Consider the following 14,491-nt stretch of genomic DNA (forward strand, 5'->3'; position numbering starts at 1 on the left):
GAATAAGCGGTTTACACACGCTTAAAGAGAATCGAACCGTTGGTACCACCAAAGCCAAATGAGTTACATAGTGCATAATCCATGTTCTCAACTTTACGCGCTTTATGTGGTACGAAATCAAGGTGACAATGTTCATCTTGATTATCAAGATTGATTGTTGGCGGTACAATTTGGTCACGTAAAGACAAAATAGTAAAGATAGACTCAATCGCCCCGGCAGCACCTAATAAGTGACCCGTCATCGATTTTGTTGAGCTAACTAATACATCCGTCCCTTTGCCAAATACCGTTTCAACAGCTTGCGCTTCTGCAATATCACCCGCATTAGTAGAAGTACCATGCGCATTGATATAACCGACATCAGCAGCGGTAATACCCGCATCTTTCAATGCGTTTTCCATTGCAAGTGCACCACCGGCGCCATTTTCTGCAGGAGAGGTCATATGGTAAGCATCACTACTCATACCAAAACCAACAACTTCTGCATAAATTTTAGCGCCACGTGCTTTAGCGTGTTCATACTCTTCGAGGACTAACACACCTGCACCATCACCTAACACGAAACCATCACGATCTTTATCCCATGGGCGACTTGCCGCTTGAGGATCATCATTACGTGTTGATAATGCACGTACTGCACCAAAACCACCAACACCTAATGGTGTTGTTGCTTTTTCAGCGCCGCCCGCTAACATCACATCAGCATCACCATAAGCGATAATACGAGCGGCATGCCCGATATTATGCACACCTGATGTACATGCAGTTGCGATAGAAATGGTCGGTCCACGTAAGCCATAAATAATGCTTAAATGGCCAGCAACCATATTAATGATGGTTGAAGGAACAAAGAATGGGCTAATTTTACGAGGGCCACCATTGATTAATGATGAATGATTTTCCTCGATAAGGCCTAAGCCACCAATACCAGAACCAATAGCAGCTCCGATACGACTTGCATTGGCTTCTGTTACTTCAAGACCTGAATCCGCAATGGCTTGAACACCTGCTGCAATACCATATTGAATAAAGAGATCCATCTTGCGCGCATCTTTACGCGAAAGATTGTAATCTTCATGATTGAAATCTTTTACCAATCCTGCGAATTTAGTCGCATGATGACTGGTGTCAAATTCTTCGATAAGGCCGATACCACTCTGTCCGGCACACACAGCTTTCCAAGAAGCTTCTGCGTTATTACCGACAGGAGATAACATGCCTAGTCCGGTCACAACTACACGACGCTTAGACACGCTTATCCTCCAAGGAGGGAAAAAGTTTAGGATTAAGAATATAGGCGGTCGAGTGACCGCCTAGATTAGCAAGCTTATTTACCTGCGTTTTCAACGTAATCAATAGCAGCTTGAACTGTAGTAATTTTTTCTGCTTCTTCGTCTGGGATTTCGATATCGAATTCTTCTTCCAGAGCCATTACCAGCTCAACTGTGTCAAGAGAATCAGCGCCTAAGTCATCAACAAATGAAGCTGAATTCACAACTTCTTCCTCTTTAACACCCAGTTGTTCAACAATGATTTTCTTAACGCGTTCGTCGATAGTGCTCATACTATTAAATTTCCTATCAAAACTCGCTTGCGCGATGATTTTCTTAGTTTATAAATACAGGAAAAGATCTAACCAATCCCGACTGTGTGGACTACTTTATTCGCTATATTTTGCATTATATTGTACGCAAAAAGCAAATATAAAGACGTCCCCGTAATTAGACCATGTACATGCCGCCATTGACATGCAATGTTTCACCCGTGATATAGCCTGCTTCATCAGAAGCTAAGAAAGCTACAGCACTGGCAATCTCTTTGGCATCACCTAAACGGTTAGCTGGCACTTGAGATAAAATACCGGCTCTTTGGTCTTCTGTTAACGCTCTGGTCATATCAGTTTCGATAAAGCCAGGAGCAACAACATTTACCGTAATGCCACGGGAAGCAACTTCGCGTGCTAATGATTTACTAAAACCAATCACACCCGCTTTTGCTGCCGCGTAGTTTGCCTGTCCAGCATTACCCATGGTTCCAACTACCGAACCAATAGTAATTATGCGACCATAACGTTTTTTCATCATAGCACGCATAACTGCTTTAGACAGACGGAAGACTGATGAAAGATTAGTGTCAATGATATCTTGCCACTCATCATCTTTCATGCGCATCAACAGGTTATCACGAGTAATACCTGCATTATTGACCAAAATATCAATTTCGCCAAATTCCGCGCGCACATCAGCTAAAAATTTTTCAATAGAGTCAGTTTCTGTGACGTTTAACACAAAACCTTTACCTTTATTGCCTAAATATTCGCTGATCGCTTTAGCACCGTTTTCACTCGTTGCTGTACCAATTACGGTAGCACCACATGCTATTAGCTTTTCTGCAATCGCACGGCCAATACCACGGCTTGCACCAGTAACTAGCGCTATTTTTCCGTCAAATCCCATGAGATCCCTCAGTCATTTCCTAATGCAGCGTCTAATGATGCAATATCATTAACTGCCGCAGCGTTCATCTCTTTAGAAATACGTTTCGTTAAACCAGTTAATACTTTACCGGGTCCTATTTCTAATAATTGTGTGATGCCCTTGTCAGCAATAAATTCAACCGTTTCAGTCCAGCGGACTGGATTATAAAGCTGACGAACTAATGCATCTCGAATAGCATTAGCATCGGTTTGTGCTTTCACATCAACATTATTAACAACTTGAATTTCAGGTTGTTTAAATTCAATTTCTTGCAATGCAACAGCTAACTTATCTGCAGCAGGCTTCATTAAAGCACAGTGAGAAGGCACACTTACCGCTAAAGGTAACGCACGTTTCGCTCCAGCTTCTTTACATAATGCCCCTGCACGCTCTACGGCTTCTTTATTACCCGCAATCACCACTTGACCGGGTGAGTTAAAGTTAACCGGTGAGACAACTTGTCCTTGAGCCGCTTCTTCACAAGCTTTTGCAATAGCATCATTATCTAATCCGATAATTGCATACATGGCGCCAGTACCTGCAGGTACAGCCTCTTGCATTAATTGACCGCGCAATTCTACTAGTTTAATCGCCGCAGCAAAATCAATTACGCCAGCACAGACTAAAGCAGAATACTCACCAAGACTGTGACCTGCCATCATTTGTGGCATTTTGCCTTGCTTTTCTTGCCATACTCGCCAAATAGCAACGGATGCTGCTAATAATGCCGGCTGTGTTTTCCATGTTTTGTTTAACTCTTCTTCAGGACCATTTTGCACTAAATCCCAAAGAGAATAACCCAATACATCAGATGCTTGAGCAAATGTTTCTGTCACTATTGGATAATGCTCGGCAAGTTCTGCAAGCATTCCAATCGCTTGTGATCCCTGTCCAGGGAAAACCATTGCAAAATCAGTCATGTTTATTTTCCTGATAATATTAAAAACGGATAAGTGCAGAGCCCCAAGTAAAGCCGCCACCAAACGCTTCTAACAGAATTAACTGCCCACGTTGAATGCGATTGTCTCTTACAGCTTCATCTAATGCTGTAGGAACGGATGCTGCTGACGTATTACCGTGGCGATCTAATGTCACCACGACTTTATCCATTGTCATATCCAGCTTTTTGGCTGTTGCTGAAATAATTCTTAAATTTGCTTGATGAGGCACAAGCCAGTCGAGTTCCGATTTATCAATATGATTCGCTTCTAGTGTTTCATCCACAATGTGGGCAAGTTCACGAACTGCGACCTTAAACACTTCATTCCCTGCCATGGTGACATAAGCAGGTAAGTCTTGATTTTCTCTATCTTGATAAGGCAGAGCTAACAGCTCACCAAAACGCCCATCAGAATGTAAATGTGTAGAAATAATACCTGACTCTTCAGAAGCACCGACAACGACGGCGCCAGCAGCATCACCGAAAAGAATAATTGTACCGCGATCGTTAGGATCTAACGCATGTGATAAGCGATCAGCACCAATCACTAAAGCTTGTTTCACCGTGCCAGCCTTAATAAATTGATCAGCGATACTTAACGCGTAAACGAATCCTGAGCACGCGGCTGCAACATCAAACGCGATACAATCAGCAATACCGAGGGCATGTTGAATTTGACATGCCGCACTCGGAAACGCATGAGAGCCTGATGTTGTGGCAACGATAATTAAGCCAATTTCTTGTCTATCAATATCAGCCATTTCTAATGCATTCTCAGCGGCACTCGCACCCATTTTGGCAACAGTTTCTTCTTCTGTTGCGATACGACGTTCATGAATACCTGTTCTGGTGACAATCCACTCGTCTGATGTATCAACCATTTTTTCTAAATCGGCATTAGTTCGCACTTGTACAGGCAAGTAACTACCAGTACCTAAGATTTTTGTATACATACTATCAATCACTCTTGGGTAATACTGTATTCAGACGTGAGGCAATTCGTTCTGGAATTTGTCGCTCAATGGCCTGAACAGCCTGTTCTATTGCTGCTGTAAACGCGTTTTCATTTGCGCCACCATGGCTTTTAATGACGATACCGCGTAATCCTAACAGAGAAGCACCGTTATACTGGTCGGGGTTCATATGGCCAAAACGCTTATTTAGGCGTTTTTGTAACCATTTCTTCAATAATTTCATCCACCATGACGTTTTTTTATTGTCACCAGTAGAAGATTTAATCAATGAAAGGAAGACTCTAATCACCCCTTCCATTGTTTTAAGGGAAACATTACCTGCGAAGCCGTCACACACCAACACATCTGTTTTGCCGGTCAGTAACTCGTTACCTTCCACATAACCAATATAGTTTATATTTGGTGTCGCCTTAAGAACGGTGGCGGCTTCGCGGATATTATCTAATCCCTTACTCTCTTCTTCACCAATATTTAAAAGTGCCACTTTAGGTGAATGTATACCTGCAATTTCTTCTGCCATCACGGCACCCATAACAGCAAATTGAACTAACATTTGGCTATCACAGTTAACGTTCGCGCCTAAATCAAGAACGACGGTCTTGCTTTTTTTCTGATTAGGTAACACAGAAACCAATGCAGGACGTTCTATTCCATCAATCGCTTTGAGCCGAAGTTTTGCTAACCCCATCAACACACCGGTGTTACCTGCACTTACACATGCCTGTGCTTCCCCTGTTTTCACCAGATCGAGTGCCACGCGCATTGATGTACCTTTACTTGCTCTAATAGCATGTGAAGGTTTGGCATCATTGGCGACAATATGTTCAGCCGGTATAACATGTAAACGGGAGATTAGCTCAGCATTTTGATTTGCAAGCAGAGGAGAGATAGAGTCTGGTTGACCCACCAGCAATATTTTTAAATGAGGATTAGATGCCAGCGCCCGCAAACATGCAGGCACTGTGATACGAGGACCGAAGTCCCCGCCCATCGCATCTAACGCTATGGTTAGATTTGTCAAAGTATCAACGAGCTATAAAGCTAATTACTTGTTGATAACCTTGCGGCCACGGTAGTAACCGTCAGCAGTTACATGGTGACGCAGGTGAGTTTCACCAGAAGTTTTGTCAACAGAAACATGAGTTGCTGTCAGTGCGTCATGAGAACGACGCATACCACGTTTAGAACGAGTTGGTTTGTTTTGTTGTACGGCCATTGACCTTACTCCTTAGTACTTTTCTTTAAACTGGCTAATACGGCAAATGGATTCGGCTTCTCTGATAATTCTTCAGGGAGTTCACCGAACACTTGTTCCGCGTCGGACACTTCACAGTGTTCAAAATCATGTACCGGAACCACCGGCAAGTTGAGGATTATTTCATCTTCAATCATCGCCAGCAAATCTATTTCACCAAAATCGTCTACGTCGATTGGCTCATATTCTTCCGGTAATGCTTCAGCCCGTTCATCACTAACAACAGGGCTAAAACAATATGTTGTGTGAACATGATAGGGAAAATGGCCCCCGCAACGCTGACACTCTAAAGTAACATCCACATCGGAATGCCCCTTGATGACTGCCAAACGTTGATGGTCAATATCAAATGATAAAGCCACATCAATATTACTGTCCACACTGACCACCGATTCAGCTAAGCGGCTAACTTGCTCAGAGGAATATTGACCGTCATAGTCTAAATTCTTCTGTGCTGCTCGCAGCGCATCAATGGTCAGGGGTAATTTTACCTTTTGCATAAGGCGCGCATATTATCTTTGTAATGGAATATAGTCAAAGAAAAAGGCGGGTTATCTACACCTTTCCACCAAAATTCGCTTTATCAGCGGCGCATAGTTTAGAATGTCGGGCATCATTTTGCTACGGATTTTATAAAAAATATGTTGCCACTGGTTCTTGCGTCGACTTCGCCCTTCCGAGCTCAGCTTCTGAAAAAGCTTGGAATGCCCTTTATACAGGCCTCCCCAAACATTGACGAAACCCCTTTGCCCACAGAGTGTGCACAAGCGTTAGTCACTCGTTTATCCTATGAAAAAGCGCGTGCTTTAGAGGTACAATACCCAAATCACTTAATTATTGGTTCAGATCAGGTTTGTGTACTCAATAAAAAAATTACGGGTAAGCCCCTTAATTTTGAAAACGCTTTTGCACAATTAAAACAAGCATCCGGTCAATGTGTATCATTTTATACTGGATTAACTTTATATAATAGCTCAACATTAGCCTATGAAAGTCATTGTGAATTATTTCAAGTTCACTTTCGGCATTTAACCGATGATGAAATTATCGGCTATTTAAATAAAGAAACACCGTTTTATTGCGCAGGAAGTTTCAAATCTGAGGGGTTAGGAATTACTCTGTTCGATAAATTAAGCGGTGATGACCCAAATTCTTTAATCGGATTACCACTTATCCGATTGAATAAAATGTTACTCTCACAAAGAATTAACCCATTACTTTCCACAGATAATCAGGAATAGTCGTGATTGTCTTATTTTAATCTTATTTAGCGATAAAGCGTATTATGAATAAATTAGCATCAATTTTGGCAGCTTTAATCCTTACGGCATCGGTAGTAGGTTGCTCTGATGAGAAAGCACCTGACAATTCAGCCGTAAAAGCAGACAACAGTAGTAATGTTGCCCAAAATACTGATCCCAAAAAAGAAGATGAAAGTGCATCTTCATTTAAAAAGAACTTTATTAGTAGTTGCATACTCGGTTCTGGTGTGACTGATGATGCACTAATACCACAAATTACCGAAGTTTGTAGCTGTACTTACGACAACATCATCAAAGATTATGGTATGACCGAATTTATTCGTGTTGATATGGAAATGAGAAAAGACGGCTCCAAATCGCTACCGAAAGAGTGGAATATCGATAAAATTGTTGAGCAATGTATATCAACCATCACCAAATAACCTTGGCTGGATACTGATCCTATTTTCTAGGACGACAACGGTAAATCATTTGCAAACAAAGTGGGAAAAAATTTTCTCCCACTTTGCTAGTTTGAAAACAGTAGTATTAAGATTTTTGATTGCGTAATACTTGTAAACAGTAACGTAACGTTTTATCCATCGGCGCTTCAATACGCATTTTTTCCCCTGTTGAGGGATGAATAAAGGTTAATGAACTCGCATGTAAAAAGAGACGATTAAGCTTGGTTGAAGCTAATTGTGTATCAAAATCACGATCACCATAGCGATCATCAAAAGCAATAGGATGGCCGGCATGTAATGTATGGACACGAATTTGATGAGTTCGTCCCGTGACAGGACTTGCTTTAACTAAGGTCGCAAATTCAAAGCGCTCTTCTACCTTAAAGCGTGTTTCTGATGGTTTACCTTCACTACTTACTTTAACCACCCGCTCACCACTTTGTAGGATATTTTTCAATAAAGGGGCTTGTACTACTTTTGTATGAGATTGCCATTGACCACGTACTAAGGCTAAATAATCTTTTTGCATCTGTTTTAATCTTAGCTGTTCGTGTAGTGAACGCAGGGCTGAGCGCTTTTTAGCAATCAATAATACCCCTGAGGTATCTCTATCAAGGCGATGCACTAATTCTAGAAATCTCGCCTCTGGACGCAATGCCCTTAAACCTTCAATCACACCAAAACTGAGTCCGCTACCACCATGTACTGCCGTCCCTGATGGCTTATTAATCAGCATCACATGTTCATCTTCATATAAAATACACTCAGCAAGTGCTGATACTTTTTCTAACTTAGGCGATACCGCATGTTCTTCTTTTTCTGCTACCCGGACAGGAGGAATACGAATGCTATCCCCTGCAGCTAATTTATATTCAGGCTTAATGCGCCCTTTATTAACCCGAACTTCACCTTTGCGGATAATTCGGTAAATCATACTTTTCGGTACACCTTTTAAGCGTGCCAGTAAAAAATTATCAATACGCTGGCCTGCTTCATCGCCATCAATGGTGACGAACTGAACTTGATTAAATGATTTCATAGTGGCGATTTTTTAGCTCTCTTAAAATAAAAAATGACAAACAAATTATTGGTGCACAAAATAACATCAAATTGGGTGCCTATTTTAACCTGATTAATGGGAAAAAGACGAAACATTAACTAATCTCTCATATTTATACAGAAAAAGTCACCAAAGCGGAAAAGTCATCTTGCTATAACCCCAACACCAATGGAATAATGCAGACTCTCCTGATTAAGTTTATCAGGTATATTTATGAAATTTTGTTTGTTTGATATTCAAATGCAGCAATGGCGTAAGACATAGTCGAATATCAAACAATTTAGTATGCCATAAATACATCACTTATTGAGTTGGCACATTACGTCTCAATTAAAGAGTGCTGAATTTTAGAACTGAAAATCAGACTCACCGACAAATTGCACCTCTATACAATCGACAACCGTGAGGTTGACGCCTTTGTAAAAGACACGAGGTCATCGGTTATCAATAGTGTAATTACGTATGTCAGTGGCACATTATAAAACGTGAAAATAACGAGTAAGTCACAATATGAAAAGAATGTTAATTAACGCGACTCAACAGGAAGAGTTGCGTGTTGCCCTTGTTGATGGGCAACGTTTGTATGATCTGGATATCGAAAGCCCCGGACATGAGCAAAAAAAAGCCAATATCTATAAAGGTAAAATCACCCGAATTGAACCCAGTCTAGAAGCCGCTTTTGTTGATTATGGTGCGGAACGCCACGGTTTCCTTCCTATCAAAGAAATTGCCCGCGAATATTTCCCTAGTAATTATCACTCACATGGTCGTCCTAACATCAAAGATGTTTTAAAAGAAGGTCAAGAGGTAATCGTACAGGTAGATAAAGAAGAGCGCGGAAATAAAGGTGCAGCTTTAACCACCTTTATTAGCCTTGCAGGTAGCTATTTGGTATTAATGCCAAATAATCCTCGTGCTGGCGGTATTTCTCGTCGTATTGAAGGGGAAGATCGCACTGAATTAAAGGAAGCATTATCTAGCCTTGATATTCCTGATGGAATGGGGTTAATTGTTCGTACTGCAGGTGTGGGTAAATCCGCAGAAGCATTACAACAAGATTTAAGCTACCGTTTAAGACATTGGGATGCTATCAAAAAAGCAGCGGAAAGCCGCCCTGCTCCTTTTCTGATCCACCAAGAAAGTAACGTGATTGTACGTGCTTTCCGTGATTATTTACGACCAGATATTGGTGAGATCTTAATTGATAACGCTAAAGTAGTTGAAATGGCTCGTAGCCATATTGAAGCCATTGGTCGTGGTGACTTTGCTAGCAAAATTCGCCACTACACAGGGGCTGTACCACTATTTAGTCACTACCAAATTGAATCTCAAATTGAATCAGCCTTCCAACGTGAAGTCCGTTTACCTTCGGGTGGCGCTCTGGTTATTGATACAACAGAAGCATTAACCGCTATCGATATTAACTCATCTCGTTCAACACGAGGTGGCGATATTGAAGAGACAGCCTTTAACACTAACTTAGAAGCTGCTGATGAAATTGCGCGCCAACTCCGTCTACGTGACCTTGGTGGTTTGATTGTTATCGACTTTATCGATATGACCCCTGTTCGTCATCAGCGTGAAGTGGAAAATAGAATGCGTGAGGCTGTGCGCCAAGATCGCGCACGTATTCAAATAGGTCGCATTTCGCGTTTCGGCTTATTAGAGATGTCACGTCAGCGTTTAAGTCCTTCATTAGGTGAATCAAGCCATCATGTTTGTCCGCGTTGTTTAGGCACAGGGACTATCCGTGATAATGAGTCACTTTCTCTTTCTGTATTGCGTCTTATCGAAGAAGAAGCATTAAAAGAAAATACTCATGAAGTACACGCTATTGTGCCCGTACAAATTGCCTCTTACTTGCTCAATGAAAAACGTAAGGCCGTCACCGATATTGAATTGCGCCAAGCCAATGTCAAAGTAGTGATTGTTCCTAATGATCAAATGCAAACACCGCATTTCTCAGTTATTCGTGTGCGCAAGGGCGAAGAGATCTCTTCATTAAGCTACAATTTGGCGCAATATCACGAAACTCAGTTAAATGAAGCAGAAGATGAAGCCGTACCTGAGCGTAAAGCGCCAGAGCAACCGGCGATATCCGCTTTTGCATTACAAGATAATAGCGCTGACACCACCAATAAGAAAAAATCTGCACCAACTCCAGCTAAACAGGTGAAGAAAAGCGAAACAACAGAGAGTGGTGGATTCTTTAGTGCTATTGCAAAATTCTTCTCTAACTTATTTGCGAGTCAGCCAGAGCCTGTCGTTGAAGAAAAACCGCAAGAAAGCAAAAAAGAAAATAATGAAAACCGTCGTGAGCGCCGAAATAATAACAATCGTCGCAATAATAACCGCCGTGAACGCGATAATGATCGCAATCGTGACCACGAGCGCAATCGCGATAACGTAACGAGCGAAGAAAATCGTAAGAACCGTAATCAGAAAGCGCAAAATGCCAATACTGAAGTCAGTAATGAGCAAGAAATCGCTGAACGTGAAGCCCGTCGTCAACAACGCCGTGAACAACGTGCAGAACAACGTCGTCGTCAGGAAGAAAAACGTCAGCAACAACAAGAAGCTGCGAAAGCCGCACAAAATACAGCGGAAAATGACAATGCAGCAAAACAGGCTGAGAAGAAAGAAGAACCTCGTCGCCCTGTTATGCCTCGTCGTGCTCGCCGTCAATTAACGCAATCTGTTCGTGTTACTGATGCTGCCGCAACACCCGTTATTGATGTTGCTGTGAGCGACTCACCGGTTTCTGAGCCACCAGCGACAGTGGTTAGTCAATTACCATCATCAGAAAAACAGCAGGTTGCGAAACCAGTAGCGACGGTTAAAGATGAGCAAGAACAAGTTTCTGCTAATGCATTAACTGATACTGTAAAAGCACAAGAAGAAGTGAAAAAAGAAGAGAATGCGGGCCAACAAGAAAATGTGATGCCACGTCGCTCTCGCCGTTCACCTCGTCATTTACGTGTTAGTGGGCAACGTCGTCGCCGTTATCGTGATGAACGTACATTAGTCTCCCCTATGCCGCTAACGATGGCCGTAGCTTCTCCAGAGCTTGCGTCAGGTAAAGTATGTATTCATTACCCTGTCACACCAATTAGTGATGCACCATTTGTTGACAATAATGTTGAAAATAGCACTGACAATACAGTTGCTAAAAACTTCATTACTCATAAAGATCCACAAATGGTTGCTATTGCACCAGAAGTATCAGAAACCATTGCTGCAGATGTTGCTCAGGCTCAAACAGCAAATGCTGAAGCAACTGAAGCGACTTATTCGGTCACAGTTAGTACTGAATCAACCACTGAAGCTGTAGCTGAAATTGTCGCGATTGCACCGCAAGAAACGACTTCTGATGTTAATGAGTCAACTGTAGATCATGTAGAAGAAAACGCTGTTAACAACGTTATTGCTGACGTTAATACCCAAGAGCATGTTACTCGTAAAGAGAATATCTCTGCGGTATTAAATACAACGGAAGCTTATCTACATGAAGTGACTGAGCAAGCAGATGTTGCCGAAGAGAAAACAGAAACCGCTCATAATAAAGTCATAGCTAATGCTGATCATGAAACCGCTAGTGAAGACACCCATAGTGACATGACAACGCAAGCGCCTGTACCTGAGATGCCAGCAACAACCCAAGCATCAACTGAATGTGCGGCTGAGCAGCATGTAGAGCAAACTGCTTCTCAATCTACACCTGTAGAAACACAGCCTGAAGTGACCGAACCTGTTGCTGAAACTAAAACGGAAACCGAAGTCGTATCGGTTGAAGTTAAGCAGCCAGCTAAAGTGACCGTTATTCGTCAAGAGCCAACAGTACGCCAGTTACATGCCAGCTCGCCAATGACGAAAGCTCCGGCATCTACAGATGCGCCTGTAGCAATTGAAATCAAAGCATGGGATGCACGTCCAGCCTTTGATAAGCAAGGCCGTAGCGGTGCGGGTGGTCATTGTTCAACTAATCATGCTTCATCTGAAATGACTAAAGCGTCAACGCATAGTGAGTCATAAGAGAAAAGAAGCAATAATATAACGCGATAAAAATATCCGTTGTTAATCCAAGAGCCTGTTAATTAGCAGGCTCTTTTGTTTTATGGCTTGTGTGACCATAACTATGATGAAAAAACGAAAAAAAAAGGCCTCTGAACAACCATTCAGAGGCCTTTGAATTTGCCAGCTAATATAATTAATTTTTAATATTAGGAATATTTTTAATTTCACCCATCGCTTTTAATTGTTTTGACAATTCACGACGCTCTTTAGAGAGATCTGCATTTTTTATGATGTAATCATCTACACGATCTTCATAGTCACTACGCATATTAGCGATAATACCGAGTACATCTTCAATTGACATACCAGGCTTAATGTATTCACTTAAGTTGTCTAATAAAAGAACACGTTTTTGGTTATCACGGATCTTTTTCTCATTGTCAGTGATCTCACGACGGATTTTGTTTTTACGACGATACATACGCACAAACTCCAGTACGTTTTGGAAAGACGGCTTGCTTGCGTTATCCATTTCCTACACCTTTACAATTGATATTTAAGAAAAATAGTACTGTTTAAGATTATCGCTTAATCGTGTCAATAAACAAGTAAAGTTTATAAATTTAATTGATTTGGCTTAATAAACAGTAGATTAGAATGATACGCTCTATTCAATATAGTCAATCAGCCGATATTCGTAAACCTAAATAAAATCGATAAAAAAAGCTACCACTCACGAATGGTAGCCATAAAAATTATCTAGCAGCGCTGTAATAGCTAATGCCTACCCGCTTAAATCGGTTGAGCTTTATTGTTACTATCGAGATCAGTCATATCATGTTGTGGTAATGCTTTCGAGTCAGCACGTAACAACACAGCAGAAAGTAACGTAGTACCGACTACCATACATCCCATCACCATATACGTAGGGGCAAAACCGTAATGATCATAGCCATAACCCGCTAATGGGGATAACAATGTTGCCACAATGGAACTGACACATTGGAAACCGACTAAATACAATGTAGAAGATAAACGCTTATCAAAATGTTGGCTGTTATATTTAAAAATAGAAATTAACAGGATAGGAAGCTCAACGGCATGTAATAACTTCATACAAGAGATCATTATCGGCCCTTCAACTAATCCAGAACCAATAATACGCGCAGCCATCACACTACTCGCCAATAATAAACCGTTTTTCGCCCCTATTTTGTTCACTAAGAAAGGCGCAACAAACATTCCTCCCGCTTCTAAGAAAACCTGTAAGGAATTAAGATACCCGTACATCTCATTACCTTGCTGTAATGATGCAAATTGTGAAGAGAAGAAAACCGGGAACTGTTGATCGTAGACGCTATAAATACAGGTTCCGACCACAAATAATATTAATGCCCAAAAGCGCGGTAATGACAGTAAGTTTAATGCATCATTGATGGTGAGTGCAGAAGGTTTGCCATGCTCTAATTGATTAAAAGCATCTGGTTTATCTGTTTTTAGTAACGCCAACAGAATTAAGAAGATCACCCCCGCTATCGATGCCATAAAAAAGTTATAGTTAGGATCGATATTGATATTATGCCCAGCAATAAAGGTTGCCGATGCCCATCCCAAAGAGCCCCACATCCTCGCCCTGCCATACTCAAAACCACGAATACGGCTAACACGCTCAGTATAAGATTCTAAAACGCCGATCCCGGCATTAAAAGTCATTCCTACATAGAGCCCTCCGAGAATAGAGCCAATAAAAATATTCCAGCGTAATATTGCCGCAAAGCTAAGAAAAAAAGGCCCCGATAAAATAAGCAATACCGCGATAACCAGCAGTAAATTTTTGCGTAAACCCAGTTTATCTTGAATAAAGCCATAGAGTGGCTGGGCACATAAAGCAATCAATGATATAGCCGAGAATATCAAACCAGTATCTGTTGCTTTAAGTCCAACATATTGATGTAACCAAATAGAGATTAATGAAAACGATGAAGACCATGTAAAAAAGAAGAAAAATAGCAACGCACTTAAGATCACATAGTATTTTTTAGCATCTTTATTCATTGTTAAGCGCC

General features: G+C 41.4%; 14 protein-coding genes. 3 read left to right on the forward strand and 11 right to left on the reverse strand.

Annotated elements, in window-relative coordinates; genetic code table 11:
• Window positions 1–11: 11 nt before the first annotated feature.
• The 8 genes from fabF to yceD all read right to left on the reverse strand — a co-directional run bounded on the left by fabF (window position 12) and on the right by yceD (window position 6,146).
• Window positions 12–1,253: a beta-ketoacyl-ACP synthase II gene (gene fabF, locus AACV01_RS15655; protein ID WP_004247823.1), complete on the reverse strand. Its 1,242-nt coding sequence runs from the start codon at window positions 1,251–1,253 to the stop codon at window positions 12–14.
• A 74-nt stretch (window positions 1,254–1,327) separates the two neighbouring features.
• Window positions 1,328–1,564, reverse strand: a complete 237-nt coding sequence (acpP, locus tag AACV01_RS15660; RefSeq protein WP_004247087.1) for an acyl carrier protein — start codon at window positions 1,562–1,564, stop codon at window positions 1,328–1,330.
• 157 nt (window positions 1,565–1,721) lie between these two features.
• Complete coding sequence (gene fabG, locus AACV01_RS15665; protein WP_004247085.1) at window positions 1,722–2,456, reverse strand: 3-oxoacyl-ACP reductase FabG; 735 nt, start codon at window positions 2,454–2,456, stop codon at window positions 1,722–1,724.
• Between the two features lie 8 nt (window positions 2,457–2,464).
• On the reverse strand, window positions 2,465–3,397 hold the full coding sequence (gene fabD / locus AACV01_RS15670) for an ACP S-malonyltransferase (protein ID WP_036971507.1): 933 nt from the start codon (window positions 3,395–3,397) through the stop codon (window positions 2,465–2,467).
• A gap of 19 nt (window positions 3,398–3,416) precedes the next feature.
• Window positions 3,417–4,370 carry a beta-ketoacyl-ACP synthase III gene (locus AACV01_RS15675; RefSeq protein WP_004247821.1) on the reverse strand — a complete coding sequence of 318 codons (954 nt, stop codon included), beginning with the start codon at window positions 4,368–4,370 and terminating at the stop codon, window positions 3,417–3,419.
• 4 nt (window positions 4,371–4,374) lie between these two features.
• Window positions 4,375–5,412 carry a phosphate acyltransferase PlsX gene (gene plsX, locus AACV01_RS15680; RefSeq protein WP_012367762.1) on the reverse strand — a complete coding sequence of 346 codons (1,038 nt, stop codon included), beginning with the start codon at window positions 5,410–5,412 and terminating at the stop codon, window positions 4,375–4,377.
• A gap of 24 nt (window positions 5,413–5,436) precedes the next feature.
• Window positions 5,437–5,607: a 50S ribosomal protein L32 gene (gene rpmF / locus AACV01_RS15685; RefSeq protein WP_004247080.1), complete on the reverse strand. Its 171-nt coding sequence runs from the start codon at window positions 5,605–5,607 to the stop codon at window positions 5,437–5,439.
• A 5-nt stretch (window positions 5,608–5,612) separates the two neighbouring features.
• Entirely contained in the window at window positions 5,613–6,146 is a 534-nt protein-coding gene (yceD, locus tag AACV01_RS15690) for a 23S rRNA accumulation protein YceD (protein ID WP_004247079.1), read from the reverse strand.
• Window positions 6,147–6,287: 141 nt separating this feature from the next.
• Between yceD and AACV01_RS15695 the strand changes: the two genes are divergently transcribed.
• Window positions 6,288–6,887: a Maf family protein gene (locus tag AACV01_RS15695; protein WP_004247078.1), complete on the forward strand. Its 600-nt coding sequence runs from the start codon at window positions 6,288–6,290 to the stop codon at window positions 6,885–6,887.
• A gap of 44 nt (window positions 6,888–6,931) precedes the next feature.
• A complete protein-coding gene (locus tag AACV01_RS15700; protein ID WP_004247077.1) occupies window positions 6,932–7,330 on the forward strand; it encodes a hypothetical protein in 399 nt (132 codons plus the stop codon).
• Window positions 7,331–7,436: 106 nt separating this feature from the next.
• Here AACV01_RS15700 and rluC read toward each other — a convergent pair whose 3' ends face one another.
• Complete coding sequence (rluC, locus tag AACV01_RS15705) at window positions 7,437–8,390, reverse strand: 23S rRNA pseudouridine(955/2504/2580) synthase RluC (protein WP_004247076.1); 954 nt, start codon at window positions 8,388–8,390, stop codon at window positions 7,437–7,439.
• A gap of 531 nt (window positions 8,391–8,921) precedes the next feature.
• On the opposite strand from rluC, the gene rne reads away from it, so the two are divergent.
• Entirely contained in the window at window positions 8,922–12,443 is a 3,522-nt protein-coding gene (rne, locus tag AACV01_RS15710) for a ribonuclease E (protein ID WP_161683209.1), read from the forward strand.
• 175 nt (window positions 12,444–12,618) lie between these two features.
• Here rne and tmaR read toward each other — a convergent pair whose 3' ends face one another.
• Entirely contained in the window at window positions 12,619–12,957 is a 339-nt protein-coding gene (gene tmaR / locus AACV01_RS15715; RefSeq protein WP_004247073.1) for a PTS system regulator TmaR, read from the reverse strand.
• 260 nt (window positions 12,958–13,217) lie between these two features.
• Window positions 13,218–14,480: an MFS transporter gene (locus tag AACV01_RS15720; RefSeq protein ID WP_004251857.1), complete on the reverse strand. Its 1,263-nt coding sequence runs from the start codon at window positions 14,478–14,480 to the stop codon at window positions 13,218–13,220.
• Window positions 14,481–14,491: the final 11 nt, after the last annotated feature.

Origin of the sequence: Proteus sp. G2609 (assembly GCF_963896135.1) — a bacterium.
Taxonomy (GTDB): Bacteria; Pseudomonadota; Gammaproteobacteria; order Enterobacterales; family Enterobacteriaceae; genus Proteus; species Proteus mirabilis.

What these genes read in the sequence shown, in the direction of transcription:
- yceD (WP_004247079.1), bottom strand. Translation starts at nt 6,146, where the DNA reads ATGCAAAAGGTAAAATTACCCCTGACCATTGATGCGCTGCGAGCAGCA.
- AACV01_RS15720 (WP_004251857.1), bottom strand. Translation starts at nt 14,480, where the DNA reads ATGAATAAAGATGCTAAAAAATACTATGTGATCTTAAGTGCGTTGCTA.
- rpmF (WP_004247080.1), bottom strand. Translation starts at nt 5,607, where the DNA reads ATGGCCGTACAACAAAACAAACCAACTCGTTCTAAACGTGGTATGCGT.
- AACV01_RS15695 (WP_004247078.1), top strand. Translation starts at nt 6,288, where the DNA reads ATGTTGCCACTGGTTCTTGCGTCGACTTCGCCCTTCCGAGCTCAGCTT.
- rluC (WP_004247076.1), bottom strand. Translation starts at nt 8,390, where the DNA reads ATGAAATCATTTAATCAAGTTCAGTTCGTCACCATTGATGGCGATGAA.
- rne (WP_161683209.1), top strand. Translation starts at nt 8,922, where the DNA reads ATGAAAAGAATGTTAATTAACGCGACTCAACAGGAAGAGTTGCGTGTT.
- fabD (WP_036971507.1), bottom strand. Translation starts at nt 3,397, where the DNA reads ATGACTGATTTTGCAATGGTTTTCCCTGGACAGGGATCACAAGCGATT.
- AACV01_RS15700 (WP_004247077.1), top strand. Translation starts at nt 6,932, where the DNA reads ATGAATAAATTAGCATCAATTTTGGCAGCTTTAATCCTTACGGCATCG.
- AACV01_RS15675 (WP_004247821.1), bottom strand. Translation starts at nt 4,370, where the DNA reads ATGTATACAAAAATCTTAGGTACTGGTAGTTACTTGCCTGTACAAGTG.
- tmaR (WP_004247073.1), bottom strand. Translation starts at nt 12,957, where the DNA reads ATGGATAACGCAAGCAAGCCGTCTTTCCAAAACGTACTGGAGTTTGTG.
- acpP (WP_004247087.1), bottom strand. Translation starts at nt 1,564, where the DNA reads ATGAGCACTATCGACGAACGCGTTAAGAAAATCATTGTTGAACAACTG.
- fabG (WP_004247085.1), bottom strand. Translation starts at nt 2,456, where the DNA reads ATGGGATTTGACGGAAAAATAGCGCTAGTTACTGGTGCAAGCCGTGGT.